The 24,613-nt window shown below is 73.4% G+C and carries 27 protein-coding genes; 22 read left to right on the top strand and 5 right to left on the bottom strand.

Features of this window, described 5'->3' with window-relative positions; genetic code table 11:
* Positions 1-460 precede the first annotated feature (460 nt).
* From IH44_RS0104995 to IH44_RS0104985, 3 genes are all read left to right on the top strand, one after another.
* On the top strand, positions 461-1,294 hold the full coding sequence (locus IH44_RS0104995; protein WP_030458166.1) for a sulfurtransferase: 834 nt from the start codon (positions 461-463) through the stop codon (positions 1,292-1,294).
* A 39-nt stretch (positions 1,295-1,333) separates the two neighbouring features.
* On the top strand, positions 1,334-1,624 hold the full coding sequence (locus IH44_RS0104990) for a DUF1416 domain-containing protein (RefSeq protein ID WP_030458165.1): 291 nt from the start codon (positions 1,334-1,336) through the stop codon (positions 1,622-1,624).
* An 80-nt stretch (positions 1,625-1,704) separates the two neighbouring features.
* Positions 1,705-1,986, top strand: a complete 282-nt coding sequence (locus IH44_RS0104985; RefSeq protein ID WP_030458164.1) for a DUF3099 domain-containing protein — start codon at positions 1,705-1,707, stop codon at positions 1,984-1,986.
* On the opposite strand, the gene IH44_RS0104980 is transcribed toward IH44_RS0104985, so the two are convergent.
* Positions 1,980-2,342, bottom strand: coding sequence for a DsrE family protein (locus tag IH44_RS0104980; RefSeq protein WP_030458163.1), 363 nt, complete (start codon positions 2,340-2,342; stop codon positions 1,980-1,982). The two genes, IH44_RS0104985 and IH44_RS0104980, sit on opposite strands and share 7 nt — an antisense overlap.
* A gap of 242 nt (positions 2,343-2,584) precedes the next feature.
* Here IH44_RS0104980 and IH44_RS0104970 point away from each other — a divergent pair, with 242 nt between their 5' ends.
* The 3 genes from IH44_RS0104970 (at position 2,585) to IH44_RS0104960 (ending at position 4,669) form a co-directional block, all read left to right on the top strand.
* Entirely contained in the window at positions 2,585-3,169 is a 585-nt protein-coding gene (locus IH44_RS0104970; RefSeq protein ID WP_030458162.1) for an FABP family protein, read from the top strand.
* A gap of 86 nt (positions 3,170-3,255) precedes the next feature.
* Positions 3,256-3,702 carry a Fur family transcriptional regulator gene (locus IH44_RS0104965; RefSeq protein WP_030458161.1) on the top strand — a complete coding sequence of 149 codons (447 nt, stop codon included), beginning with the start codon at positions 3,256-3,258 and terminating at the stop codon, positions 3,700-3,702.
* 10 nt (positions 3,703-3,712) lie between these two features.
* Positions 3,713-4,669, top strand: coding sequence for a folate-binding protein YgfZ (locus IH44_RS0104960; RefSeq protein ID WP_030458160.1), 957 nt, complete (start codon positions 3,713-3,715; stop codon positions 4,667-4,669).
* Between the two features lie 119 nt (positions 4,670-4,788).
* Here the strand turns inward: IH44_RS0104960 and dtd are convergent, their stop codons facing one another.
* Positions 4,789-5,220 carry a D-aminoacyl-tRNA deacylase gene (gene dtd / locus IH44_RS0104955; protein WP_030458159.1) on the bottom strand — a complete coding sequence of 144 codons (432 nt, stop codon included), beginning with the start codon at positions 5,218-5,220 and terminating at the stop codon, positions 4,789-4,791.
* A gap of 347 nt (positions 5,221-5,567) precedes the next feature.
* On the opposite strand from dtd, the gene IH44_RS0104950 reads away from it, so the two are divergent.
* The 3 genes from IH44_RS0104950 (at position 5,568) to IH44_RS0104940 (ending at position 7,429) form a co-directional block, all read left to right on the top strand.
* Positions 5,568-6,086: a hypothetical protein gene (locus IH44_RS0104950; protein WP_030458158.1), complete on the top strand. Its 519-nt coding sequence runs from the start codon at positions 5,568-5,570 to the stop codon at positions 6,084-6,086.
* A 60-nt stretch (positions 6,087-6,146) separates the two neighbouring features.
* Positions 6,147-7,097, top strand: coding sequence for an asparaginase (locus IH44_RS0104945; RefSeq protein ID WP_030458157.1), 951 nt, complete (start codon positions 6,147-6,149; stop codon positions 7,095-7,097).
* Between the two features lie 110 nt (positions 7,098-7,207).
* Positions 7,208-7,429, top strand: a complete 222-nt coding sequence (locus IH44_RS0104940) for a dodecin (RefSeq protein WP_030458156.1) — start codon at positions 7,208-7,210, stop codon at positions 7,427-7,429.
* Positions 7,430-7,541: 112 nt separating this feature from the next.
* On the opposite strand, the gene IH44_RS0104935 is transcribed toward IH44_RS0104940, so the two are convergent.
* Positions 7,542-8,033 carry an inorganic diphosphatase gene (locus IH44_RS0104935; protein ID WP_030458155.1) on the bottom strand — a complete coding sequence of 164 codons (492 nt, stop codon included), beginning with the start codon at positions 8,031-8,033 and terminating at the stop codon, positions 7,542-7,544.
* Positions 8,034-8,128: 95 nt separating this feature from the next.
* Here IH44_RS0104935 and dacB point away from each other — a divergent pair, with 95 nt between their 5' ends.
* The 6 genes from dacB (at position 8,129) to folE (ending at position 15,903) form a co-directional block, all read left to right on the top strand.
* On the top strand, positions 8,129-9,649 hold the full coding sequence (gene dacB, locus IH44_RS0104930) for a D-alanyl-D-alanine carboxypeptidase/D-alanyl-D-alanine-endopeptidase (protein WP_051816559.1): 1,521 nt from the start codon (positions 8,129-8,131) through the stop codon (positions 9,647-9,649).
* Between the two features lie 116 nt (positions 9,650-9,765).
* On the top strand, positions 9,766-10,923 hold the full coding sequence (locus IH44_RS0104925; RefSeq protein WP_030458153.1) for a zinc-dependent metalloprotease: 1,158 nt from the start codon (positions 9,766-9,768) through the stop codon (positions 10,921-10,923).
* 232 nt (positions 10,924-11,155) lie between these two features.
* Positions 11,156-12,289, top strand: a complete 1,134-nt coding sequence (tilS, locus tag IH44_RS0104920) for a tRNA lysidine(34) synthetase TilS (protein ID WP_030458152.1) — start codon at positions 11,156-11,158, stop codon at positions 12,287-12,289.
* A 78-nt stretch (positions 12,290-12,367) separates the two neighbouring features.
* Complete coding sequence (gene hpt / locus IH44_RS0104915; RefSeq protein WP_035953964.1) at positions 12,368-12,907, top strand: hypoxanthine phosphoribosyltransferase; 540 nt, start codon at positions 12,368-12,370, stop codon at positions 12,905-12,907.
* Between the two features lie 223 nt (positions 12,908-13,130).
* On the top strand, positions 13,131-15,173 hold the full coding sequence (gene ftsH, locus IH44_RS0104910) for an ATP-dependent zinc metalloprotease FtsH (protein ID WP_030458150.1): 2,043 nt from the start codon (positions 13,131-13,133) through the stop codon (positions 15,171-15,173).
* A gap of 124 nt (positions 15,174-15,297) precedes the next feature.
* The gene (gene folE / locus IH44_RS0104905; protein ID WP_030458149.1) at positions 15,298-15,903 is read left to right on the top strand and encodes a GTP cyclohydrolase I FolE; all 606 of its coding nucleotides are present in this window, start codon (positions 15,298-15,300) and stop codon (positions 15,901-15,903) included.
* A 55-nt stretch (positions 15,904-15,958) separates the two neighbouring features.
* Here folE and IH44_RS0104900 read toward each other — a convergent pair whose 3' ends face one another.
* Complete coding sequence (locus tag IH44_RS0104900) at positions 15,959-17,140, bottom strand: alpha/beta hydrolase family protein (RefSeq protein WP_030458148.1); 1,182 nt, start codon at positions 17,138-17,140, stop codon at positions 15,959-15,961.
* 393 nt (positions 17,141-17,533) lie between these two features.
* Between IH44_RS0104900 and IH44_RS0104895 the strand changes: the two genes are divergently transcribed.
* From IH44_RS0104895 to IH44_RS49330, 7 genes are all read left to right on the top strand, one after another.
* Positions 17,534-19,372 carry a phosphatidylglycerol lysyltransferase domain-containing protein gene (locus tag IH44_RS0104895; RefSeq protein ID WP_030458147.1) on the top strand — a complete coding sequence of 613 codons (1,839 nt, stop codon included), beginning with the start codon at positions 17,534-17,536 and terminating at the stop codon, positions 19,370-19,372.
* A gap of 250 nt (positions 19,373-19,622) precedes the next feature.
* Positions 19,623-20,489, top strand: coding sequence for a dihydropteroate synthase (folP, locus tag IH44_RS0104890; RefSeq protein WP_030458146.1), 867 nt, complete (start codon positions 19,623-19,625; stop codon positions 20,487-20,489).
* A gap of 2 nt (positions 20,490-20,491) precedes the next feature.
* Complete coding sequence (locus tag IH44_RS0104885; protein ID WP_081966724.1) at positions 20,492-20,992, top strand: nuclear transport factor 2 family protein; 501 nt, start codon at positions 20,492-20,494, stop codon at positions 20,990-20,992.
* A 166-nt stretch (positions 20,993-21,158) separates the two neighbouring features.
* Positions 21,159-21,518, top strand: coding sequence for a dihydroneopterin aldolase (folB, locus tag IH44_RS0104880; protein WP_030458144.1), 360 nt, complete (start codon positions 21,159-21,161; stop codon positions 21,516-21,518).
* Complete coding sequence (gene folK, locus IH44_RS0104875; protein ID WP_369794897.1) at positions 21,515-22,153, top strand: 2-amino-4-hydroxy-6-hydroxymethyldihydropteridine diphosphokinase; 639 nt, start codon at positions 21,515-21,517, stop codon at positions 22,151-22,153. The genes folB and folK overlap by 4 nt, the downstream gene beginning before the upstream one ends.
* Positions 22,154-22,275: 122 nt before the next feature.
* Positions 22,276-22,773 (top strand): DUF3180 domain-containing protein, encoded by a 498-nt coding sequence (locus IH44_RS0104870; RefSeq protein WP_030458142.1) that lies wholly within the window; start codon positions 22,276-22,278, stop codon positions 22,771-22,773.
* Positions 22,774-22,877: 104 nt separating this feature from the next.
* Complete coding sequence (locus IH44_RS49330; protein WP_157852108.1) at positions 22,878-23,879, top strand: hypothetical protein; 1,002 nt, start codon at positions 22,878-22,880, stop codon at positions 23,877-23,879.
* Positions 23,880-23,948: 69 nt separating this feature from the next.
* On the opposite strand, the gene IH44_RS0104860 is transcribed toward IH44_RS49330, so the two are convergent.
* On the bottom strand, positions 23,949-24,524 hold the full coding sequence (locus IH44_RS0104860; RefSeq protein ID WP_030458140.1) for a TerD family protein: 576 nt from the start codon (positions 24,522-24,524) through the stop codon (positions 23,949-23,951).
* Positions 24,525-24,613 lie beyond the last annotated feature (89 nt).

Genomic DNA, 24,613 nt, shown 5'->3' with positions numbered 1-24,613 from the left:
GCCCCGAATCGCCCGCCCGCCCGGTCCCCGCACGGGGTCCGGGCCTGGCGGCAGGTGAGCGGAAAGCGGTAAATCCCAATATCCGGATGATCCGGTCTCAGTATTCGACACGATGATGACAGCGCCCCCTCCGAGTCCCTAGCATCGTCGTCATGAAGCGACAGGCGGACCTCACGAAGCGGCGGGCGGTAGACCACTGCCGCGTGTCGAGCTGCCTGTGTCGAATGCGCTGATTCTGCGGTCACGTCCCGCAGTCCCGGCGCGTCAGCCCCGCTCCGACGCCGCGAACCGGTAGCCATGGGCACCGGTGCGTCCGGAGCGACGAGCACACACCTCTGATTCACCCCGGCCGAAGCCGCACCCACTCCCGTCCCAGCATGCGGACGGGTGTGCGGACGCGTGCGGCCCGGAGCACTCCCAGCAGCCCTTCCGCCAACCGCCCCCGGATGGAGAAACCCACATGAGCCGCAGCGACGTCCTGGTCGACGCCGATTGGGTCCAGGACCACCTGGACGACCCGAAGGTCGTCATCGTCGAGGTCGACGAAGACACCGCCGCCTACGACAAGAACCACATCCGCAACGCGGTCCGGATCGACTGGAAGAAGGACCTCCAGGACCCGGTCCGCCGCGACTTCATCGACCAGGCCGGCTTCGAGGCGCTGCTGTCCGCCAAGGGCATCGCCAACGACGACACCGTGGTGCTCTACGGCGGCAACAACAACTGGTTCGCGTCCTACGCCTACTGGTACTTCAAGCTGTACGGCCACGGCGACGTCCGCCTGCTGGACGGCGGCCGCAAGAAGTGGGAGCTCGACTCCCGCGAGCTGGTCGTCGAGCAGCCCCAGCGGGCCGCCACCCAGTACACCGCGCAGCCGGCCGACTCCTCGATCCGCGCCTTCCGCGACGACGTGGTCAACGCGATCGGCACCCTGAACCTGGTCGACGTCCGCTCGCCCGACGAGTTCTCCGGCAAGCTGCTCGCCCCGGCCCACCTCCCGCAGGAGCAGTCGCAGCGCCCGGGCCACGTCCCGTCCGCCAAGAACATCCCGTGGGCGAAGAACGCCAACGACGACGGCACCTTCAAGAGCGACGACGAGCTCAAGTCGCTCTACGAGGCCGAGGGCGTCGACCTGGCCACCGACACCATCGCGTACTGCCGGATCGGCGAGCGCTCCGCGCTCACCTGGTTCGTGCTGCACGAGCTGCTCGGCCAGGAGAACGTCAAGAACTACGACGGTTCGTGGACCGAGTACGGCAGCCTGGTCGGCGTGCCGATCGAGCTCGGCAACTGAGCCCCGGCTCGCACGACAGCAAGGAAGAGGGAGACAGATATGTGCGGTGCGAAGGCCGGCGGCCCGGACCTGGCAGGAGTTGACGTGGCGAACGAGACGATCATCCAGGGTTCGGTGACCCGCAACGACGAGCCGGTCAACGGCTACGTGCGGCTCCTCGACGAGAACGGCGAGTTCACGGCCGAGGTCCCGACCTCGGCGACCGGGCAGTTCCGGTTCTTCGCCCGCCCGGGCAAGTGGACGCTGCGGGCCCTGGTGCCCGGCGCCACCGTCGACCGCCAGGTGGTCGCCGCCCAGGGCGAGTTCACCGAGGTGGCGATCGCGGTCTGAGGACCGCGCGACAGCGCGACAGCGTGACGAGGGGCCCGGACGTCTTCTGACGGCCGGGCCCCTCGGCCTACCCTGGAAGGGTGCAGGCACACCGACGGCACGTGCGCTACTTCGTGATGATGGGCGGCTGCCTGGCGCTGTTCGTCCTCGCCTGGGGCGTGGTGCGCTTCTGGTCGGTCGGCGCCGCCATCGGCATGTGCGTGGTCGCCATGGTGATCCCGCCGGTGGCCGCCGTCCTCGCCAACAAGCGCGACAAGGACGACGACTGGTGGAACGACCCGCGCTGGGACGACCCGCACTGGGAGCAGCGCGGCCACGACCGGGACGCGCCGGACCGCGAACCCCCGCCCGACCGTCAGTAGACGAGCGCCCTGGCGTCGTCCGCCATCACCTCGGACAGGAACACCTGCGCCCCGGCGATCCGCACGCCCTCGATCACGTCGTCCTGGACGATGCCCCGGCGCGCCGCGCACTGGGTGCACAGGGTGACGCTCCCGGCCGCCAGGACGGCCCCCAGCAGGTCCGGCAGCGGCGCCGAGTGCGGCAGCTCGAACTCGGCGGCCTTTCCCGGCAGCGCGAACCAGGCGGACTCCCCGGTCAGCCAGAGCGAGACCGGCACGCCGCTGGCGACCGCGACCGAGGCGACCGTGAAGGCCTGCGAGCAGCGTTCCGGGGCGTCCGCACCGGCGGTGACCTTGATGACCAGCTTCTTCGACATGCCCCAGAGACTACGGGCGCGAGGGGCGCCGGATAGACTCGCGCCGTACCACAGCCCGTCGAACCCGCCCCTGGGAGCGCACCGTGTCCGGTCTTGAGATCTTCTTCGACAGCCTGCTGGCTCTGATGGCCGTGCTGATCACCTGGTTCGCCATCTTCTCCGTCATGAAGCTCTACCAGGGCCAGCGCTGACGACTGCCGTACGGTTGACCCGGTAACCGTCCGACGACACCAGCCAGGACCATGATCGAGATTCCTTCCGACCTCCACCGCGACGTCGTCCCGCTCGCCTTCCTCCTCGGCACCTGGGAGGGCGCGGGCGTCCACGACTTCCCGGGCAGCGAGAAGTGCAACTTCGGCCAGGAGATCGTCTTCCGGCACGACGGCCGTCCCTTCCTGGAGTTCCGCTCCCGCACCTGGGTGCTGGACGAGCAGGGGGAGAAGGTCCGCGCCCTGGAGACCGAGCACGCCTTCTGGCGGGTCACCAGCAACCAGCACGGCACCAGCGGCGAGCGCGAGATCGAGGTCTCCTCGGTCCGCGACGACGGCACCGTGGAGATCTGGTACGGCAAGCTGCACGACGGCAAGCCGCAGATCGACCTGGCCACCGACGCGGTCGCCCGGATCGAGGGCGCGGCCCCCTACAGCGGCGGCAAGCGGCTGTACGGCCTGGTCAAGGACGAGCTGCTCTGGGTCGGCGAGAAGGCCGCCCCCGAGGTGCCGCTGCGGCCGTACATGTCGGCCCAGCTGAAGAAGGTGCTCAACCCGGCGCAGCTGATCAACGACATCAACGACCTGCCGGACGACGGCATCGCGTTCTTCCGCTGAGCGGAGCGCGTACGCACGGGTAGGGGCCGACCGGGCGGTCGGTCCCTACACTTGTCGGCACGACCTCTCACCGGGCAGGGACACACGTGGCGAACAGCGAGAGCACCGACTGGAAGGCCGACCTGCGCGAGCGCGGCTACCGGCTGACCCCGCAGCGCCAACTGGTGCTGGAGGCCGTCGACGTGCTCGACCACGCCACCCCCGACGACATCCTGTGCCAGGTCCGCAAGACCGCCAGCGGCGTCAACATCTCCACCGTCTACCGGACGCTGGAACTGCTCGAGGAACTCGGCCTGGTCTCGCACGCCCACCTCGGCCACGGCGCCCCCACCTACCACCTGGCCGGCCGGCACACCCACCTGCACCTGGTCTGCCGGGACTGCGACGGGGTCACCGAGACCGACACCGCGATCGCCGCCCCGCTGATCGACAGCCTGCGCACCGAGCACGGCTTCGACACCGACCTCAAGCACTTCGCCATCTTCGGCCGCTGCGCCGACTGCACCGCCAAGCTGGCGGGCGGGCGGTCGTAAGCTGACCGGTATGAAGAGCCCGCTGCTTGCCCTGCCCGGGGCCGTTGCCGCCGAAGGTCCCGACGAGGGGGTCGCCGCCCACTACGGCGACCTGTTCCGCGAGCAGCGCGCGCTGGCCGCGGGTCGCGGCTTCGTGGACCTGTCGCACCGCGGCGTGATCACCGCGACCGGCCCGGACCGGCTGAGCTGGCTGCACCTGCTGCTCACCCAGCACGTCAGCGAACTGCCGCCGCAGCACGCCACCGAGGCGCTGGTGCTCTCCCCGAACGGGCACGTGGAGCACGCGCTCTACCTGGTCGACGACGGGGAGACCACCTGGATCCACGTCGAGCCGGGCGACGCTCCCGCGCTGGTGAAGTACCTGGAGTCGATGAAGTTCTGGAACCGGGTCGAGGTCGCCGACGCCACCGAGCAGTACGCGGTGGTCTTCCTGCCGGCCGGCTCCACCGCCCCGGTCGAGCGGGCCGCCGCGGTGCGCGAACTCCCGTGGGGCCGCGACCTGTTCCTCCCGCGCGCCGAACTCGCCGCGGCCGCCGAGGAGTTCGGCCCGGCGGCGGGCGTCTGGGCGTACGAGGCACTGCGGGTCGAGGGGCACCGGCCGCGGCTCGGCTTCGAGACCGATCACCGCACCATCCCGCACGAGGTGGACTGGCTGGGCAGCGCCGTGCACATGCAGAAGGGCTGCTACCGCGGCCAGGAGACGGTCGCCCGGGTGCACAACCTGGGCCGGCCGCCGCGCCGCCTGGTCTTCCTGCACCTGGACGGCACCGAGGAGAAGCTGCCCGCGCACGGCGCCGAGGTCCGCGTCGAGGGCCAGGAGCGTCCGGTCGGCTTCGTCACCTCCTCGGCCCGCCACCACGAGCTGGGCCCGATCGCGCTGGCCCTGGTCAAGCGCAACACCCCGGTGGACGCGGTGCTGCTGGCCGACGGCGTCCCCGGCACCCAGGACGTGATCGTCCCGGCGTGACGGGGCGACGCTCTCGTGAGACCCTCTCGCTTCCGTGAGGGGGTCTCACTTCCATGACAGCCTCTCGCGACCGTGAGGGACTGTCGCATCCGTGAGGCCCTCTCGCGCCCGTGCGGGCCTCAGACCTCCAGCAGCACGGTGAACGGCCCGTCGTTCACCAGCGACACCTGCATGTCGGCGCCGAACCGCCCGGTCTCCACCTTGGCGCCCAGCGTGCGCAGTTCGGCCACCACGGCGTCCACCAGCGGCTCGGCGACCGGGCCGGGCGCGGCCGCGTTCCAGGTGGGGCGGCGGCCCTTGCGGGCGTCCCCGTAGAGGGTGAACTGGCTGATCACCAGCAGCGGGGCGCCGAGCTCCGAGCAGGACTGCTCGGGGTTGCCCGGGAACAGCCGCAGCGTCCAGAGCTTGCGGGCCAGTTGGGCGGCCCGGGCCGGGGTGTCCTCGTGGGTGACGCCGACCAGGACGCACAGGCCCGGCCCCTCGATCGCGCCGACCGTCTCGCCGTCCACCGTCACGGCCGCCCCGGCGACCCGCTGCACCACTGCTCGCATGCCGTCATTGTGCCCGTCCGGGCTCACTGGGGGCGCACGGCCTCCGGTTGCACGCCGGGGTCGCGCGTGATGCGCCCCGATTCGTGCAGGTGAGCCGGTGGCGCGGATTCTTCGTACTAGCCAGGGGTGTTCGCCAGGGGGCCGTTCGGGTACTCGGGCGTGCGGCGCCGGGGCCCGGGGTGGCACGCTGTCCGACGGCCCGGGGCCACCCGGGCCCCGCGGTGGCGTCCGCCGTCCCGGCGAACCGCGTCACCCGCACGAGTGGCAGCGCCCGCCGGGGGGAACCCTGGAGGACGGGCGGCCCGTGCTACCGGCGGGCACTGGTACTACGGCAGGTGGTCGGATTGATGGACGTGAGCGCGGTCGACGGGCTGGCCGGCCTGGCCCTGGAGGAACTGCGGGTGCTCCGCCGGGACGCGTTGGAGCAGGAGGCCGACCTGTCCTACCTGCGCCGCCTGCTGCACGGCCGGATGGACATCCTGCGGGCCGAGCTCCAGCGCCGGGAGATCCCGCTGACCGCCGCCGGCGAGGCCCAGTGCGCGCTGCTGGACCGACTGCCGGCGATCCTCGCCGACGCCCCGTCCGCCACCCGCCGCCCGGCCCGGCACGTCACCCTCGGCCCGCCGCGCGGCGAGCGCTACCGGCGCGAGGCGGACGCCCTGATGGGCGACGTCCAGCTGGCCGACCTGTCCGCGCACGCCACCGCCGACCTGCTGGCCGCCGTCGAGCGGCTCGACGTGCACCAGCGCGAGGTCTCCGGCCGCCGGCACGCGCTGCAGCGCACCGCGGACGACTGCGGGGCGGAGATCACCCGCAGGTACCGTGAGGGGGAGGCCCGGGTCGACGACCTGCTCAGCGAACGCTGAGCGGGGCGACCGCGGCCGGGGCCACCCTCACCCTCACCGCACCGCCCTGGAGACCCACCCGTGTCGCAGTCCGCCCTGCCCGCCCTCGCCGAGGTCATACGCTCCGGCTTCACCGAGGGCCGCCACCGCGGTTCGCTGGTCCTGCTCGACGCCGACGGCGCCGTCGAGTACGCGCTCGGCACCCCCGAACTGCCGGTCTACCCGCGCTCCACCGCCAAGCCCTTCCAGGCGGTGGCCACCCTGCGGGCCGGCCTCGACCTGCACGGCGAACAGCTCGCGCTGGCCGCCTCCAGCCACTCCGCCGAGCCCTTCCACCGCGCCGCCGTGCGCCGGCTGCTGGCCGACGCCGGCCTCACCGAGGCCGCCCTGCGGCTGCCCGCCGACCTGCCGCTGGACCAGGTCGAGGCGGAGGAACTGCTGCGCTCCGGCGGGGAGCGCGCCCCGATCCTGATGGACTGCTCCGGCAAGCACGCCGCCTGGCTGGCCGCCTCCGCCGCCAACGGCTGGGACCTGGAGGGCTACCTCGACCCGGCCCACCCGATCCAGCAGCTGGCCCGCACCGCCCTGGAGGAGGCCACCGGCGAGCGCGCCGCCCACCTGGGCACCGACGGCTGCGGCGCCCCGCTGCTGGCCGTCTCGCTGACCGGCCTGGCCCGCGGCTACCGCGCCCTGCTGCTGGCCGCCCCCGGCACCGAGCAGCGCCGGGTCGCCGACGCGATGCGCGCCCACCCCGAGTACGTGGCCGGCACCCGCCGGGCCGACACCTGGCTGATGCGGGCGGTGCCCGGCGCGCTGTCCAAGATGGGCGCCGAGGCCGTCCAGGTGGTGGCGCTGGCCGACGGCCGGGCGCTCGCCTTCAAGATCGAGGACGGCGCGGAGCGCGCCCGCGGCCCGGTGCTGGCCGCCGCGCTGCGCCGACTGGGCGTCCAGGACCCGGTGCTGGAGCGGATCGCCGCCGCCCCGCTGCACGGCGGCGGGAACGTGGTCGGCGAGGTCCGCGCGGCGTTCTGAGCCCGCGCCCCGGGCGCCCCGTCGGCGGACGCCGGGATGCCCGGGGCGGCGCTTCGGTGCACGGTGGACGGCGGGGGGAGCCACCCGTCGCCGCACAGGGAGAGACCGCCATGACCGACCACACCTACCGGGTCACCGAGATCGTCGGCTCCTCGCACGAGGGCGTGGACGCCGCCATCCGCAACGGCCTGGCCCGGGCGAACCGGACGCTGCGCAACCTGGACTGGTTCGAGGTGGTCCAGGTCCGCGGCCACCTCAAGGACGGCGAGGTCGAGCACTACCAGGTCGGCCTCAAGGTCGGCTTCCGGCTCGACGACAACGACGGCGCCTGAGCCGCCGCCGCGCGTACGCGCAGCAGGGCGCAAGCAGCAGGGGCGGGAGCCCGGGACTCCGGACTCCCGCCCCTGCACGCGCGGTGCGGGCCACCCCTGGGGGTGTCACGGCTCAGTGGCCGCCCTGCTCCTCCAGGCGCTTGATCGAGGCCGTGATCTCGGCCTCGGCCTCGGCGCGGCCGACCCAGTCGGCGCCCTGGACGGACTTGCCGGGCTCCAGGTCCTTGTAGACCTCGAAGAAGTGCTGGATCTCCAGGCGGTCGAACTCCGACACGTCCTGCAGGTCCTGCAGGTGCGACCAGCGCGGGTCGGTCGCCGGGACGCACAGCAGCTTGTCGTCGCCGCCGGCCTCGTCGGTCATGTGGAACATCCCGATGGCGCGGCACTTGATCAGGCAGCCCGGGAAGGTCGGCTCCTCCAGGATGACCAGCGCGTCCAGCGGGTCGCCGTCGTCCGCGAGGGTGCCTTCGACGTAGCCGTAGTCGGCCGGGTAGCGGGTCGAGGTGAAGAGCATGCGGTCCAGACGGAGCCGACCGGTCTCATGGTCGACCTCGTACTTGTTGCGCGAGCCCTTCGGGATCTCGATCAGGACGTCGAACTCCAACGGTTCCTCCAACGGTCGGTACTGACAGAATCCAAGTGTCTCCTACGGCGGGGTGTGCTCAGGAAAGGGGCCGGTCGGTGAGATCAGGGACAGGGGTGGGACGCGGGCGCAGAGCCGCCCTCGCGGCCGCGCTGGGGGTGGTGCTGGCGGCCGGGGCGCTCACCGCGGAACCGGCCCTCGCCCAGCCCACGCCGGGCGCCGGACACGGCCGGCACGCCGACGAGGGCGGCCAGGACGGCGACCGGGGCGGCGACCGGCAGGACGACGGCCGCGGGGACGACAGGGACGGCGGCCGGAGCGACGGCAAGGGCGGCGGCAAGCAGCGCCGCGACGACCGGCACCGGGCCGTCCCGCTCAAGGGCCCGGTGCTGGCCGAGGGCGACGCCGCCGACAGCAAGGCGCCGACCGGCGGCGGGCTGCGCACCGCGCTCGGCGGCACCGTCCAGGACAGGGCGCTGGGCACCCTGAACTTCGCGGTCGCCGACGCCGCCACCGGCGAGTTCCTGTTCGGCGCCCAGGAGAGCACCCCGGCCACCCCCGCCTCCACCACCAAGCTCGCCACCGCGGTCGCCGCGCTCGCCCTGCTGCCCGCCGGGCACCGGATCGCCACCACCGTGGTCGGCGCCGCCCCCGGCGAGATCACCCTGGTCGGCGGCGGCGACCCCACCCTGACCGCGCTGCCCGCCGACCAGGTCCGGATCGGCGGCCTGCCGGTCGACCAGGACAGCGCCCCCGCCTCGATGGCCGACCTGGCCCACCGCACCGCCACCGCGCTGAAGGCCGCCGGCACCACCGGGGTCAAGCTCTCGTACGACACCTCGCTGTACACCGGCCCGCTGCTGCACCGGGACCACGACGCGATGAACATCGCCGCGGTCACCCCGCTGATGGTCGACGAGGGCCGGATCGACCCGCGCTCGCCCGACGAGGCCCCGGCCCGGGTGTTCGACCCGGCCGGGCAGGCCGCCGACTCCTTCGCCGGCTTCCTCAGGGCCGAGGGCGTCACCGTGCAGGGCAAGCCCGCCGCGGCCGCCGCGCCCGCCGGGGCGGCCGAACTGGCCCGGGTGGAGTCGCCGACGATCGGCCGGCTGGTCGAACGGATGCTCACCACCTCCGACAACACGCTGGCCGAGGCGGTCGCCCGGCAGGCCGCGGTCGCCGCGAAGCAGCCCGCCAGCTTCGAGGGCGCGGCGAAGGCGGTCACCGACGAGCTGGCCGGGCTCGGGGTGCCGCTGGACGGCGTGCTGCTCACCGACGGCAGCGGCCTGGCCAAGGCCAACCTGATCCCGCCGATCACCCTGGTGAAGCTGCTCGCCGTGGCCGCCGCCCCCGCCCACCCGGAGCTGCGCCCGGTGATCACCGGCCTCCCGGTGGCCGGTTTCTCCGGCACCCTGGTGAACCGTTTCGGTGCGAAGTCCGGCGCCGGGGAGGCCGCCGGCATCGTCCGGGCCAAGACCGGCACCCTCCAGGGCGTCAACACCCTGGCCGGCACCGTGGTCGACGCCGACGGCCGGGTGCTGGCCTTCGCCCTGATGACCCGCACCGACGCCGACCCGGCCGCCGCCCGCGCCGCCGTGGACCGGATCGTCGCCCGGATCGCCGCCTGCGGCTGCTGACCCGGCTCGGCCGGCCGCAGCGAGCTTCTCCCGGAAGCCCGCTGACGGTGCGTCACCTCGCGGTCCGGGCTGGTGCGTCCCTCCCCCGGGCGGGGGCGAGCACGTACGGTGAGGGCATGACGAGCGCGAGCGGCGGTGCGGAGATGATCGACTGGAACCTCGCGGTGGCGACCGCGGTGCGGCTCGCCCGGCCGGGGCCGCGGATCGGTCGGGACGAGGCCCGGGCCGCCGTCGCCGAGCTGCGCCGGCACGCCGCGGAGGCCGAGCGGCACGTGCGCGAGTACACCGGCATGGGGTCGGCCTCGGCGGCGGGCACCCCGGTGCTGGTGGTGGACCGGCCGGGCTGGGTGCGGGCCAACGTGGCGGGCTTCCGGACGGTGGTGCGGCCGCTGACCGAGAAGCTGGCGGCCCGCCGGGAGGGCGGCGGGTTCGGCGCGGCGGCCGGCGCGGCGGGCGCGAAGGCCACCGGGGTGGAGGTCGGCGTGGTGCTGGCCTTCCTGTCGGCGAAGGTGCTCGGCCAGTACGAGACCTTCGCCCCGGCCGAGCTGCCGAGCGCCCCGGACACCCCGGAGGGCCTGTTCGACCAGCCGCGGCGCGGCCTGCCCGTCCCGCCCGGGCGGCTGCTGCTGGTGGCGCCGAACATCGTCCAGGTGGAGCGCGAACTCGACGTCGCCCCGCACGACTTCCGGCTCTGGGTGTGCCTGCACGAGGAGACCCACCGGACCCAGTTCAGCGCGGTGCCCTGGCTGCGCGACCACATCCAGTCCGAGGTGCAGGACTTCCTGGCGCAGACCGACGTCGACCCGGCGGCCTTCCTGGAGCGGCTGCGCGAGGCGCTCGGCGGCCTGCCGGTCCCGGGCCTGGGCGGCGCCCGGCGGGAGGGCGGCGTGCCCAGCGTGACCGACCTGGTGCAGACGCCCGCGCAGCGGGAGATCCTGGCCCGGCTGACGGCGGTGATGTCGCTGCTGGAGGGCCACGCGGACGTGGTGATGGACGGGGTGGGGCCGGCGGTGGTGCCCTCGGTGGCGGAGATCCGGGAGAAGTTCCAGCGCCGCCGCGACCGCGGCAGCGGCCGCCTCGACCTGGCGCTGCGCCGGCTGCTCGGGATGGACGCCAAACTGCGGCAGTACCAGGACGGCGCGGTGTTCGTCCGCGGCGTGGTGGAACGGGTCGGGATGGACGGCTTCAACCGGGTGTGGACCTCGCCGAACACGCTGCCGACCAAGGAGGAGGTCCACGACCCGGCCTCCTGGGTGGCCCGGGTGATCGGTTGAGCGCGGTTCCCGGACGGGCGCGCGTCCGGTCCCGACCGGCCCGTCGACCGGGTGAGTCGTACACCTGGAGGCAGCCGTAACGTTTCTCCATTCACCCGTACGTGGGACGGTGGATCCGCCGTTGGCGCGGGTGGCGTGGGCGGTGGCCGGATTCTGCGACCATCTGTGAGCGCCTGGTGACCGAGAGCTGACCGGTGCCGACGAACCCCCCCTCCGCCAAGGAGTGCCAACCATGGGCCCACACCCCGCTGTCGCGGCGATACGCCTCGCCGTCCGCCGTACCCTCGCCGAACTCGCCGCGGAGGCGGGTGTCGTCCCCGGCGGGCAGGACCGCCCGCGGACGCCCGCGCCGGTGCCGGTGCCCGCGCTGGCCGGCACCGCGACGGTGCCCGGCACGCTGATCGGCAACGCCCGCCGGCACCCCTCCGGCCTGCCCCGCACGCCCGCCGCGCCCGGCTCCCCGCTGGTGCTGGTGGCGGTCTCCGGCGGCGCCGACTCGATGGCGCTGGCCACCGCCACCGCCTTCGAGGCCCCCAAGCTCGGCCTGCGGGTCGGCGCGGTGACCGTCGACCACGGCCTGCAGGACGGCTCGGCCGAGCGCGCCGAGCAGGTCGCCGTCCGGCTGCGCGAACTCGGCCTGGACCCGGTGGAGGCGGTCGCCGTCCGGGTGGGCCGCGGGGGCGGCCCGGAGAACGCCGCCCGGGACGCCCGCTACGCCGCGCTCGACCTGGCCGCCGAGCGCCACGGCGCGCTCGCCGTGCTGCTCGGCCACACCCGCGACGACCAGGCGGAGACCGTGCTGCTGGGCCTGGCCCGCGGCTCCGGGGCCCGCTCGCTGGCCGGGATGCCCGCCCAGAAGGGCCGCTACCGCCGCCCGCTGCTGGAGCTGGACCGGGCCGCCACCCGGCAGGCCTGCGCCGCGCAGTCCATCCCGGTCTGGGACGACCCGCACAACGCCGACCCGGCCTACACCCGCTCCCGGGTCCGGCACGAGGTGCTGCCGGTGCTGGAGAAGCACCTGGGCGGCGGCGTGGTGGAGGCACTGGCCCGCACCGCCCGGCTGTTCCGCGACGACGCCGACGCCCTCGACCAGTGGGCCGCCCTGGCCGAGCGCGACCTGCGCTCCCCGGACGGCGCCCTGGACGTGGGCAAGCTCGCCGAACTGCCCCCCGCCGTGCGCCGCCGGGTGCTGCGCCGGGCCGCGCTGCGCGCGGGCTGCCCGGCCGGCGACCTGTTCGCCCGCCACCTGGAGACGGTGGACCTGCTGGTCACCGGCTGGCGCGGCCAGGGCCCGCTGCACCTACCCGGGGGCGTCGAAGCCGTGCGCCGGTGTGGCACGCTGGTGTTTCGGAGGCAGGGCGGCTGAGCACGAACCAGTCGTACTACCGCCGCCGAACCCAGACCCCGAACGTTTGAGGACGTATCCCCGGTGGACCAGAACGACATGGGCGCAGACCTCGCGAAGGTGCTCATCAGCAAGGACGAGATCGACGCCAAGCTGGCGGAGCTGGCCGCACGGATCGATCAGGACTACGCGGGGAAGGACCTGCTGCTGGTCGGCGTCCTCAAGGGCGCCGTGATGGTGATGGCCGACCTGGCCCGGACGCTGCACAGCCAGGTGACCATGGACTGGATGGCGGTCTCCTCGTACGGGATGGGCACCAAGTCCTCCGGCGTGGTCCGGATCCTCAAGGACCTGGACACCGACATCGCCGGCAAGGACGTGCTGATCGTCGAGGACATCATCGACTCCGGTCTGACGCTGTCCTGGCTGCTCGGCAACCTGGGTTCGCGCGGCCCGGCCTCGCTCAAGGTGTGCACCCTGCTGCGCAAGCCGGACGCCGCCAAGGTGGAGATCGACGTCGAGTACGTCGGCTTCGACATCCCCAACGAGTTCGTGGTCGGCTACGGCCTGGACTACGCCGAGAAGCTGCGCAACCTGCCGTTCATCGGCACGCTGGCGCCGCACGTCTACGGCGGCTGAACCGTCCGGGCGACGGGTGGGAACAGTGTCCCGTTCCCACCCGTTGTGCGGGGGTAGGAAAATAGCCCGCACCGTGGTGCGATCCCGCCGGGACCGGGGGTCGCTGCGGTACGGTCCAATCAAACGCTCGTCTTACGAGCACATATCGGATGCGCCGAGGCCCCACAGCCGAGCAGCGCCCGTTGAACTGGCAGGAGGGACGGGGCGGTGACGCCCCGCATGGATGGACGTCAAGCGATACTTCCGTGCGCCGATCATGTGGGTCGTGCTGGCCGCCCTCGCCGTGTTCGCGTTGATGGAGCTCGTCTCGGATTCGAGCGGCTACAAGACTGCGGACACCGGGCAGATCGTCAGCGCCATCGACAACAACCAGGTGAAGTCGGCGCAGCTCACCACCGGTGACTCGAACCTCATCAAGATCCAGCTGCAGGACGGTCAGAAGCTGAAGGCCGGCTCGAACGGCAAGTCGCCGTCCGGCACCCGCTTCCAGGCCTCCTACACCGGCGAGCAGCAGGCCGCCGACCTGGCCAAGACCCTGCAGGACAAGTACGCCGGCGGGCAGATCGCCGACGGTTACACGGTCAGCCCCGAGAAGCAGTCGACGATCGTCAGCCTGCTCTTCTCGATGCTCCCGATCGTGATCATCGTCCTGGTCTTCCTGTTCCTGATGAACCAGATGCAGGGCGGCGGCTCCCGGGTCATGCAGTTCGGCAAGTCCAAGGCCAAGCTGCTCACCAAGGACACCCCGAAGACCACCTTCGCGGACGTCGCGGGCGCCGACGAGGCGGTCGAGGAGCTCCACGAGATCAAGGAGTTCCTGCAGGAGCCGGCCAAGTTCCAGGCGGTCGGCGCCAAGATCCCCAAGGGCGTGCTGCTGTACGGCCCGCCCGGCACCGGCAAGACCCTGCTGGCCCGCGCCGTCGCGGGCGAGGCGGGCGTGCCGTTCTACTCGATCTCCGGCTCCGACTTCGTCGAGATGTTCGTCGGCGTCGGCGCCAGCCGCGTCCGCGACCTGTTCGAGCAGGCCAAGGCGAACGCCCCGGCGATCATCTTCGTCGACGAGATCGACGCCGTCGGCCGGCACCGCGGTGCGGGCCTCGGCGGCGGCCACGACGAGCGCGAGCAGACCCTCAACCAGCTGCTGGTCGAGATGGACGGCTTCGACGTCAAGGGCGGCGTCATCCTGATCGCCGCCACCAACCGCCCCGACATCCTGGACCCGGCGCTGCTGCGCCCCGGCCGCTTCGACCGGCAGATCGCGGTCGACCGTCCGGACCTCCAGGGCCGGCTGGACATCCTCAAGGTGCACCAGAAGGGCAAGCCGATCGCGCCGGACGTCGACCTGTCGGCCGTCGCCAAGCGCACCCCCGGCTTCACCGGCGCCGACCTGTCGAACGTGCTGAACGAGGCGGCGCTGCTCACCGCGCGCTCCGAGAAGAAGCTGATCGACAACCAGATGCTGGACGAGGCGATCGACCGCGTCGTGGCCGGTCCGCAGAAGCGCTCGCGGATCATGTCCGACAAGGAGAAGAAGATCACCGCGTACCACGAGGGCGGCCACGCCCTGGTCGCGGCGGCCTGCAACTACTCCGACCCGGTGCACAAGATCACCATCCTGTCCCGGGGCCGCGCCCTGGGCTACACGATGGTGCTGCCGGACGAGGACAAGTACTCGACCACCCGCAACGAGATGCTCGACCAGCTGTCCTACATGCTGGGCGGCCGGGCGGCGGAGGAGCTGGTCTTCCACGACCCGACCACCGGCGCCTCGAACGACATCGAGAAGGCCACCGCCACCGCGCGGGCCATGGTCACCCAGTACGGCATGAGCGAGCGCCTCGGCGCGATCAAGTTCGGCTCCTCCGACTCCGAGCCGTTCCTCGGCCGCGAGATGGGCCACCAGCGCGACTACTCGGAAGAGGTCGCCGGGCTGGTGGACGAGGAGGTCAAGAAGCTGATCGAGACGGCGCACAACGACGCCTGGGAGATCCTGGTCGAGAACCGGGACGTGCTCGACAACCTGGTCCTCGAACTGCTGGAGAAGGAGACGCTGAACAAGGAGCAGATCGCCGAGATCTTCACTCCGGTGATCAAGCGTCCCCCGCGTCCGGCCTGGACCGGGTCGGCCCGCCGCACCCCGTCCACCCGGCCGCCGGTGCAGTCGCCGAAGGAGCTGGCGCTGACCAACGGCGCCGCGCCGACCGCGGGCGACCCGGTCGACGTCGTGAAGCTCCCGCCGGTCGACGGCGGCCAGGTCGAGAGCTGACCGACCGCACAACCGTTCGGAATGGATGCCGCGTTTCCGGGGTTTGTACCCTGGAGGCGCGGCATTCGTGCTGCACCGACCCTCTTTACCGAGATTTTTCCGACTGACGAGCAGCGAGGCACGCATGATCGATCCGGTGACGCTCGACGGTGAGACCCCCGTCCGCGAGTTCGACCAGAAGCGGGCCGAGAACGCCGTCCGCGAGCTGCTGCTCGCCGTCGGGGAGGACCCGGACCGCGAGGGCCTGCTGGAGACGCCGGCCCGGGTGGCCCGCGCCTACCGGGAGATATTCGCCGGGCTGTGGCAGCAGCCGGAGGACGTGCTGACCACCACCTTCGACCTCGGCCACGACGAGATGGTGCTGGTCAAGGACATCGAGGTGTTCTCCACCTGCGAGCACCACCTGGTGCCGTTCCGCGGCGTCGCGCACGTCGGCTACATCCCGTCCACCAGCGGCAAGATCACCGGCTTGTCCAAGCTGGCCCGGCTGGTCGACGTGTACGCCCGCCGGCCGCAGGTGCAGGAGCGCCTGACCAGCCAGGTCGCCGACGCGCTGATGCGGATCCTGGAGCCGCGCGGCGCCATCGTGGTGATCGAGTGCGAGCACATGTGCATGTCGATGCGCGGCATCCGCAAGCCCGGCGCCAAGACCATCACCTCCGCCGTCCGCGGCCAGCTGCGCGACCCGGCCACCCGCAACGAGGCGATGAGCCTCATCATCGGCCGCTGACGCGCCGTCAGTCCGCCGCAGGGGCGCCACCCGCCACGGGTGGCGCCCCTGCGCGTCAGGGCCGCGGCTCGCGGTCCGGCGGCGGGGCGAGGTGGTCGCCGAGCCACTCCAGGGTGGCGGGCAGCTCGCGGCGCCAGCTCTCGAAGGAGTGGCCGCCGTCGGGCAGGACGATCGAGTCGACCTCCAGCTCGGGGTGGGCCGCGGACACCTGCCGGGCCTCGGCCAGGAACTGCTCGGTGGCCGGGTAGTCGTCCTCGGCCCGGGTGGAGACCAGCAGCAGGTCGGCCCGCGGCGCGGGCAGGTGCTTCAGCCGCCAGTTCAGGTCGGACTGCTGGGCGGCGTCCTTGTCGCCGCGGAACAGGTCGCCGTCCGTCCAGCGGTCGTTGGGCACCGTGTAGTCGGCGTGCATCCCGGCCGCGGTCCGGAACGTGCCGGGGTGGCGCATCGCCAGCCGCAGCGCGCAGGACCCGCCGGTGGAGTAGCCGAACACGCCCCAGGAGTCCGCCGACCGGCCGACCCGGTACGCGGAGCGCACCGCCGCCGGGACGTCCTGGGCGAACCAGGTCTCCGCCTTGGGACCGCCCGGGACGTCCACGCACTCGGTGTTGCGCGGCGGGGCCACCGTCGGGCGGGCCATCACGATCACGGTCGGCGCCAGCTGCCCGGTGCGCTGCAGCTCGGCGGCGGTCTGCGGCAGCCGCAGCCCCTCGACCAGGTGCAGCGACGGGCCGGGGTAGCCGGCCAGGGCGAGCAGCACCGGGAAGCGCTCGCGGGCGTAGCGCGGGTTGAAGTACTCCGGCGGCAGGTAGACGAAGACCTGGTCGGACAGGCCGGAGGCGGGGCCGGTGATCCGCACCGAGTCGACCCGGCCGACCTCCTCCGGGGGACCGGCGGGCAGCACGTCCTTGACGCCCTCCAGCCCGCCCTCGGTGGTGGGCCGCACCAGCTGCCCGCCCGCCGGGGCGGCGTCCGGACCCTTGGCGGCGGCCAGGGCGAGCGGGGCGCCGCCGGGACGCAGCAGGTCGTTCCAGGAGCTGTAGAAGCCGTACGCGTCGTTGACCGACAGCAGCAGCACGCCCAGCACCGCCAGTTGGGTGACCGTCAGCAGGCCCAGCCGTCCGAGCACCGGGAGCGGGCGCTGCCGGGCCAGCCGGGGCCACAGCCACAGGGTGCCGAGCAGGGCGGCGGCGGCCACCGCGGCCAGCGTGTACACCAGTGTCCGGCTGGTGAGCTCCATGCCTTCCGGTCCCTCCTCGACTCCCGCCCCGCCATCGTCATCTGACGGTCCGTCGGGAGCGAATGGGGGTACGCTGACCGGGCGTCGGAAACCCGTGCGAATAGCCCGGTACCGGAAGGGGAACCGTCGCAGTGGAACGCGGCGTCCATCGGGATGCCGGACGCGCCGAACCGCCGGTCGGGCGGGCACGGGTGCGGACGAGGCCGGGGAGTCGTGTCCCCCGGACCGATGAGCGCAACCGTTCGATCCGGGCCCCCGGCGAGCGGACCGGAACGCCCCGTGGACCGCACTTGACGTGCGGATTGCCAGAAAAAGGAACAGTCATGAAAGTCCATCACGCCCCTGTTCCCGGAGTGCGCGCGCAGCGTCCCGGTGCCTCTAGGCTGAGTTCCCATGAGCGCTCCCGTGTCCGCTGAGACGACCTCCGACGCGCCCCGACACCGGGGCCTGCAGGCGCTCCGCAGCCAGGCCGCCGCGGTGCCGCGGGCCTGGCTGCCGGGCGCGGTCGGGTACGCCTGCCTGGCGATCGGCCTGATCGACATCGCCGTCGCGCTCTCGCCCCGGCTGCGGCTCACCCGGGTCCACACCGTGGTCGGCCAGCTGCCCGGCGGCACCACCTCGCTGGCCGCCGCCGGCACCCTGATGGTCGGCATGCTGCTGGTGCTGCTCGCGCACGCGCTGCGCCGCCGCAAGGCGCGCGCCTGGCGGGCGGTGTGCGTGCTGCTGCCGGTCGGCGCGGCGCTGCACCTGCTGCGCTGGCACCAGTTCGGGCAGGCCGTGGTCTCGCTGGCGCTGCTCGCCGTGATGCTGGTGCACCGGCGCGAGTTCTACGCCAAGGCCGACCCGCGCACCCGCTGGCGGGCGGTGGCCGCGTTCGTGCTGCTCGGCGCGGTGTCGGTGGGCCTCGGCCTGGTCGTGGTGTCGGTCCGCTGGAAGGCGGAGGTCGGCGACCCGTCGCTGTTCCAGCGCCTGGAGCAGGTCGGCTACGGCCTGTTCGGCTTCGAGGGGCCGATCCACTACACCTCCGACCGGATCGGCGACCTGGTCGGCTACTCGCTCGGCGCGCTCGGCCTGGTCACCGCGCTGAGCACCGCGTACCTGGCGCTGCGCCCGGAGAAGCCCGAGCCCGAGCTCACCCCCGAGGACGAGGTCCGGGTGCGCGAGCTGCTGGCCCGGCACGGCCGGCGCGACTCGCTCGGCTACTTCGCGCTGCGCCGCGACAAGAGCGTGCTGTTCTCGCCCACCGGCAAGGCCGCGATCTCCTACCGGGTGGTCTCCGGCGTGATGCTGGCCTCCGGCGACCCGGTCGGCGACGTCGAGGCCTGGCCCGGCGCGATCAAGGTCTTCATGGCCACCGCCCGCGAGCACGCCTGGGCCCCGGCCGTGATGGGCTGCTCCGAGGTCGGCGGCGAGGTGTGGACCCGGGAGGCCGGGCTGGACGCGATCGAGCTCGGCGACGAGGCGATCGTCGACACCGCCGCCTTCTCGCTCTCCGGCCGCGCCATGCGCAACGTCCGGCAGATGGTCAAGCGGATCGAGCGCAACGGCTACTCCTGCAAGGTGCGCCGGGTCGGCGACCTCACCCTGGAGGAGAAGCGGCAGATCGGCGACGCGGCGGCCCGCTGGCGCGGCACCGACACCGAGCGCGGCTTCTCCATGGCGCTCGGCCGGTTCGGCGACGCCGGGGACGACGACTGCGTGGTCGTCACCGCGCACAAGGCCCCCGAGGAGGGGCAGCCGGCCACCGGCGACGACCTGAAGGCCGTGCTGCACTTCGTCCCGTGGGGCGAGGACGGCATCTCGCTGGAGCTGATGCGCCGCGACCGGGAGGCCGACCCGGGCCTGAACGAGCTGCTGATCGTCGCCGCCCTCCAGGAGGTCGGGGCGATGGGCGTGCGCCGGGTCTCGCTGAACTTCGCGATGTTCCGCTCGGCGCTGGCCCGCGGCGAGCGGATCGGGGCCGGGCCGGTGCTGCGGGCCTGGCGCGGGCTGCTGGTGTTCCTGTCGCGCTGGTTCCAGATCGAGTCGCTGTACAAGTTCAACGCGAAGTTCCAGCCCACCTGGGAGCCGCGCTTCCTGGTCTACCAGCACACCCGCGACCTGCCGCGGATCGGCTTCGCCGCGATGCAGGCCGAGGCGTTCATCACCCTGGGCATGCCGCGGTTCGGCCGCAAGCGGCAGCGCCAGGGCCTGATGCAGGAGCCTGTGGCGCCGCTGGGCAAGGCTGCGTAAGCGACAGACAGGGGCGCGGGGAACTGCGCGCGGCGGGAGTCGCACGTCGGTGCGGTCGCGGGATAGTGCAAGGCATTGTCCTGCGAGGCGATCTGGCTGTGCGTGCTCGGTTGGCCGCGCAGTTCCCCGCGCCCCTGCTTTCGCAGGGTCTGGCGCGGCGGTTCTTCCCGCGCCCCTGCTTTCGCGGGGTCTGGCGCGGCAGGGCTCTCGGTGCCCCTGGTTTCGCGGGGTTTTCGGGGGTGCGTCGATAATGGGACGCATGAGCGAGAACGTCCCCGGTCTGCCCGTCCTCGAGCGCTGTGCGGTGATGGGGGTGGTCAACGTCACGCCGGACTCCTTCTCGGACGGCGGGATGTGGCTGGACCCGGCGAAGGCGGTCGCGCACGGGCTGGACCTGGTGGCGCGCGGGGCGGACCTGGTGGACGTGGGCGGTGAGTCGACCCGGCCGGGGGCGGTGCGGGTGACCGAGGCGGAGGAGTTGCGCCGGGTGGTCCCGGTGGTCACCGAGCTGGCCCGGGCCGGGGTGGTGGTCTCGGTGGACACCATGCGGGCGAGTGTCGCGGCGGCGGCGGTCGCGGCGGGCGCCCGGGTGGTCAACGACGTCTCCGGCGGGCTCGCGGACCCGGAGATGGCGGGCGTGGTCGCCGACACCGGCGCGCCGTTCGTGGTGATGCACTGGCGCGGCCAGTCCGCGGACATGGACGCCCTCGCGGTGTACGGCGACGTGGTCGCGGACGTGGTGCGGGAACTGACCGTCCGGGTCGAGGAGTTGCTGGCCGCGGGCGTCAAGCAGGAGCAGCTGATCCTGGACCCCGGCCTGGGGTTCGCCAAGACCGGGGCGCACAACTGGGCGCTGCTGGGCCGGCTGGACGCGCTGACGGCGCTGGGACGGCCGGTGCTGGTGGCGGCTTCGCGCAAGCGCTTCCTGGGTACGCTGCTGGCCGACCCGGAAACCGGGGAGCTGCGCCCGGCGCGGCAGCGGGACGACGCCACGGCGGCGGTCTCGGTGCTGTCGGCGAAGGCGGGCGCCTGGGCGGTCCGGGTGCACGACGTGTCCGGCACGGCTGACGCCGTGAGAGTCGTCGCGGCCTGGGAGCAGGCGGCGCAGAGGGGGTAGACGTGGCGGATGCAGTGAGCGGTGGCAACGACCGGGCGGCGGCGCTGGAGCCGGACGAGGAAGCCGTCCTGGCGGTCAACCAGGCGCTGTACGAGGCGCTGGAGAACGGCGACCTGGAGGCCGTCGAGGAGATCTGGCTGGGGCCGGACGAAGCGGACGACAAGGGCGGGGTGTTCTGCGTCCACCCGGGCTGGCCGGCGCTGATCGGCCGGGCCCAGGTGACCAGGTCCTACATGCTGATCATGGCGAACACCGAGTACATCCAGTTCTTCCTGACCGACGTCGAGGTGGACGTGCAGGGCGATGTGGCGCTGGTCACCTGCACGGAGAACATCCTGTCCGGCGGCGAGCCGGAGGAGGAGGGCGAGCTGGGGCCGCTGGTGGGCGGCAAGGTGGTCTCGACGAACCTGTTCCGGCGGACGTCAGCGGGCTGGAAGCTGTGGTCGCACCACGGGTCGCCGGTCCTCACCAGTGGGGACGACGAGGACGACGAGGACGAGTAGCGGCGCCGCGTCAAGGGCCGCGGCGGCCGGTCCGATCGGGTGGGCGGCCGGGGAGGCGGGCCCGGGCGGTCGGTGCTCGAAGGTAGATTCGAGGGGCGGCGGGCGACGGTGCCCGCCGTTCCCCGCCTCCGGGCGGGGCCGTCAGCTGGGAGCAGTGATTCTTTTGCTGGACCGCGTCACCCTGCGCGGGCTCCGTGCCCGCGGCCACCACGGCGTCTTCGAGCGCGAGCGGATCGAGGGGCAGACCTTCGTGGTCGACCTGACGCTGTTCCTCGACACCCGGCCGGCCGCCGCGGGCGACGACCTGACCCGCACCGCCCACTACGGCGTGATCGCGGAGGAGGCCACCGCGGTGATCGCGGGCGATCCGGTCGACCTGATCGAGACGCTGGCCCAGCGGATCGCCGACCAGTGCCTGCGCCACGAGGTGGTCGAGGAGGTCGAGGTCACCGTGCACAAGCCGGACGCCCCGATCACCGTCCCGTTCGACGACGTCACCATCACGATCCGCCGGAGCCGCGCCTGACCGCGCCCGGTGGAGCCCGAGCAGAGGGAACTCCATTGGCCACGACCGACCCGACCGCCACGCCGACCACGTTCGACCTGCAGGGCAAGGTGGACCGCGTGGAGTCCACCCTGCACAGCCCCCGCACCGCCGCCGTCGCCCTGGGCAGCAACCTGGGCAACCGCCTGGAGACCCTGCAGGGCGCCGTCGACGCGCTGGAGGACACCCCCGGGGTGCGGGTGACCGCGCTGTCCGCGGTGTACGAGACCGACGCCGTCGGCGGCCCGGAGAACCAGCCGAGCTACTTCAACGCCGTCGCCGTGCTGCGCACCTCGCTGCCCCCGCAGGACCTGCTGGAGCGGGCCAACGCGGTGGAGGACGCCTTCGGCCGGGTCCGCGAGGTCCGCTGGGGGCCGCGCACCCTGGACGTCGACGTGCTCGCCTACGAGGGCGTCACCAGCGACGACCCGCACCTGACGCTGCCCCACCCGCGGGCGCACGAGCGGGCGTTCGTGCTGGCCCCCTGGCAGGACGCCGACCCGGCGGCCGAGGTACCGGGCCACGGGCCGGTCGCCGAGCTGCTGGCGGGCCTCGGCGGGGCCGAGGCGCAGGGCGTGCGGCTGCGCGGGGACCTGCAGCTGCGGCTGCCCGAGTAGCCGGGGCGGGCCCCGGGAACTTCCGGGCGCACGCGGGCGTAGCTCCCTGCGGGTGCGACCGGGCCGGTACGGTGGCCTGGTCGTGACCCCGCCGTCGTACCACTGGAAGGAAGCCCGTCCGCGTGAAGCCGCTCCGTCTCCGCCTGCTGCTCGGCATCACCGCGATCACCGGGCTGCTGTCCTGGGGCGGCGCCCGGCTGTGGGACTCGCTGGGCACGCTGCCCGGGGTGCCCGCCTACGCGCCGTACGTGCTGGCGGCGATCGCCGTGGTGCTGCTGGCCGCGGCGGTGTCGCTGCGCTCCCGGCTGAAGGCGGTGCGCGAGCGGCAGCCCGGCGCCAAGGGCGTCGACCCGCTGCACGCGGCCCGGGCGCTGGTGCTGGGGCAGGCCAGCGCGCTGGTGTCCGCGGTGGTGACCGGGATCTACGCGGGCGTCGGGGTGTTCCTGCTCGGCTCGCTGGACGTCGCGGCCCGCCGGACGCAGGCGGCCACCGCGCTGTTCGCGGTGCTGGCCGGCGCGGCGGTGATCGCGGTGGCGCTGTGGCTGCAGCACATCTGCAAGCTCCCCGAGGACCACGACGACCCCGAGCACCCGCGCGGAACGGCCGCCTCCCCGCGCTGACGCACCGTCACGGCGCCGTCGCCGTCCGTGGTTCTCGCGGACTGTCAAGGCCCGAACGGGGGGTGAGGCTGACAGCGCCGCGATTCGCACGCTAGTTTCTAGCCATGTCTCGCGGACGCCACCGTCATTCCTCCGTCCTCGGCCGGCTGCTGCCCCCGGTCGCCTCCGGTGTGCTCGTGCTCGCGGCGGTGGCCGCGCTGGTGGCCAGTCCGGACCAGGTGGCGGCCCGCTCGGTGGGCGTCGCCGCGGTGGTCGCCGTGGTCGGCCTGGCGCTGGTGCTGCGCCAGCGGGACCGGGCTGCCCGGACGTCGGCCCAGCTGGCCGTGGTGCGCCGGATGCGGGCCGAGGAGCGCTACGAGGAGCAGATCGCCGAGGCCGAGTACGCGGCCGAGGTCGCCGAGGAGCGGGCCACCCGGTTCGGGCGGCGGCTGACCGCGGAGAAGTCCCGGCTGGCGAAGGCCGAGACCGAGATCGCCCGGCTGCTGCGCGAGCGCGCCGTGATGGTCGCCGAGCAGGCCCTGAAGGAGGCCGAGGCGGCCCGCCGGGCCGTGGAGGCCACCCGCCCCAGGAACCCCGTCACGCCCGCCTCCTACGTCCGCGCGCAGGCCGCGCTGCGGCACCTGGAGCGGCAGGCGGCGGTCGCCGAGGCGCGCCGCGAGGTGGACGAGCGGGCCCAGGTCGAGCTGCGCCCGAAGGTGCCGGAGCCGGTGCCGGCGGCCGGGGCGGCGGCGCTGCGCCCGGTCGGCCCGGCGCTGCCCGCGCAGGAGCGCCCGGCGGTGCCGGCGCCGCAGCGGCCGCGGGCCACCGCGTTCAGCTTCTTCGGCCGCCCCGGTGCGGCCCGGGCCGCGCTGCGGGCGGGCGCCCCGGCCCCCGCGGTGGGCGACCTGGCGGACGTGGTGGGCGACGAGGCGCTGGCCGACAGCGAGCGCTACGCGGTGCCGTCCGGCGCGCCGGTGGACGCCGCGCAGCCGCCGCACCGGGCGGTGGAGCAGCCGCCGAGCCACCAGCACGCCGAGTCGGACACCGAGTCCGAGGTGGTCGACCTGACCGCGCACGACGAGACCGAGCTGCTGGAGCTGCCGGAGCTGCGGGCCGGCCGCTCCTGACCGCGCCGCCGCACGTGCGAACGGCCCCCCGGGTGCTTCCCGGGGGGCCGTTCGCGTGGTGGTGCGGGGTCAGACGTTGACGCCGAAGTCCTGGGCGATGCCGACCAGGCCGGAGGCGTAGCCCTGGCCGATGGCGCGGAACTTCCACTCGTCGCCGTTGCGGTACAGCTCGCCGAAGATCATCGCGGTCTCGGTGGCGGCGTCCTCGGAGAGGTCGTAGCGGGCGATCTCGGCGCCGCCGGCCTGGTTGACCACCCGGATGTAGGCGTTGCGGACCTGGCCGAAGCTCTGGCCGCGGTTGAGGCCGTCGTAGATCGTCACCGGGAAGACGATCTTGGTGACGTCGGCGGGCAGCGCGGCCAGGTTGACGTTGATCGACTCGTCGTCGCCCGCGCCCTCGCCGGTGCGGTTGTCGCCGGTGTGCACGACGCTGCTGTCCGGGGTGCTGGTGTTGTTGAAGAAGACGAAGTGCCGGTCCGAGTAGACCTTGCCCTCGCCGTTCAGCACGATCGCGCTGGCGTCCAGGTCGAACTCGGCGCCGGTGGTGGTGCGCACGTCCCAGCCGAGGCCGACGGCGACCGCGGTCAGGCCGGGGGCCTCCTTGGTCAGCGAGACGTTGCCACCCTTGGTGAGGCTCACGGGCATGGTCTGTGGTGTCCCTTCGGTCGGTTCTGCCCAGAGAACGCGGGACGGGCGGCCGTTGGTTCCACTGCTCGGTGGACGGACGGATTTCT

The sequence above is a fragment of the Kitasatospora sp. NRRL B-11411 genome, from assembly GCF_000721345.1.
In the GTDB taxonomy this organism is placed as follows: domain Bacteria; phylum Actinomycetota; class Actinomycetes; order Streptomycetales; family Streptomycetaceae; genus Kitasatospora; species Kitasatospora cineracea.
The sequence above is the reverse complement of the archived record's forward strand: the minus strand, read 5'-3'. Positions and strand labels throughout refer to the sequence as shown.

Bases quoted from the DNA above. Each gene is read 5' to 3' on its own strand.
- IH44_RS0104995 (WP_030458166.1), top strand. From the start codon at position 461: ATGAGCCGCAGCGACGTCCTGGTCGACGCCGATTGGGTCCAGGACCAC.
- IH44_RS0104990 (WP_030458165.1), top strand. From the start codon at position 1,334: ATGTGCGGTGCGAAGGCCGGCGGCCCGGACCTGGCAGGAGTTGACGTG.
- IH44_RS0104980 (WP_030458163.1), bottom strand. From the start codon at position 2,342: ATGTCGAAGAAGCTGGTCATCAAGGTCACCGCCGGTGCGGACGCCCCG.
- IH44_RS0104970 (WP_030458162.1), top strand. From the start codon at position 2,585: ATGATCGAGATTCCTTCCGACCTCCACCGCGACGTCGTCCCGCTCGCC.
- IH44_RS0104960 (WP_030458160.1), top strand. From the start codon at position 3,713: ATGAAGAGCCCGCTGCTTGCCCTGCCCGGGGCCGTTGCCGCCGAAGGT.
- dtd (WP_030458159.1), bottom strand. From the start codon at position 5,220: ATGCGAGCAGTGGTGCAGCGGGTCGCCGGGGCGGCCGTGACGGTGGAC.
- IH44_RS0104950 (WP_030458158.1), top strand. From the start codon at position 5,568: ATGGACGTGAGCGCGGTCGACGGGCTGGCCGGCCTGGCCCTGGAGGAA.
- IH44_RS0104940 (WP_030458156.1), top strand. From the start codon at position 7,208: ATGACCGACCACACCTACCGGGTCACCGAGATCGTCGGCTCCTCGCAC.
- IH44_RS0104925 (WP_030458153.1), top strand. From the start codon at position 9,766: ATGACGAGCGCGAGCGGCGGTGCGGAGATGATCGACTGGAACCTCGCG.
- tilS (WP_030458152.1), top strand. From the start codon at position 11,156: ATGGGCCCACACCCCGCTGTCGCGGCGATACGCCTCGCCGTCCGCCGT.
- hpt (WP_035953964.1), top strand. From the start codon at position 12,368: ATGGGCGCAGACCTCGCGAAGGTGCTCATCAGCAAGGACGAGATCGAC.
- ftsH (WP_030458150.1), top strand. From the start codon at position 13,131: ATGGACGTCAAGCGATACTTCCGTGCGCCGATCATGTGGGTCGTGCTG.
- folE (WP_030458149.1), top strand. From the start codon at position 15,298: ATGATCGATCCGGTGACGCTCGACGGTGAGACCCCCGTCCGCGAGTTC.
- IH44_RS0104900 (WP_030458148.1), bottom strand. From the start codon at position 17,140: ATGGAGCTCACCAGCCGGACACTGGTGTACACGCTGGCCGCGGTGGCC.
- IH44_RS0104895 (WP_030458147.1), top strand. From the start codon at position 17,534: ATGAGCGCTCCCGTGTCCGCTGAGACGACCTCCGACGCGCCCCGACAC.
- folP (WP_030458146.1), top strand. From the start codon at position 19,623: ATGGGACGCATGAGCGAGAACGTCCCCGGTCTGCCCGTCCTCGAGCGC.
- IH44_RS49330 (WP_157852108.1), top strand. From the start codon at position 22,878: ATGTCTCGCGGACGCCACCGTCATTCCTCCGTCCTCGGCCGGCTGCTG.
- IH44_RS0104860 (WP_030458140.1), bottom strand. From the start codon at position 24,524: ATGCCCGTGAGCCTCACCAAGGGTGGCAACGTCTCGCTGACCAAGGAG.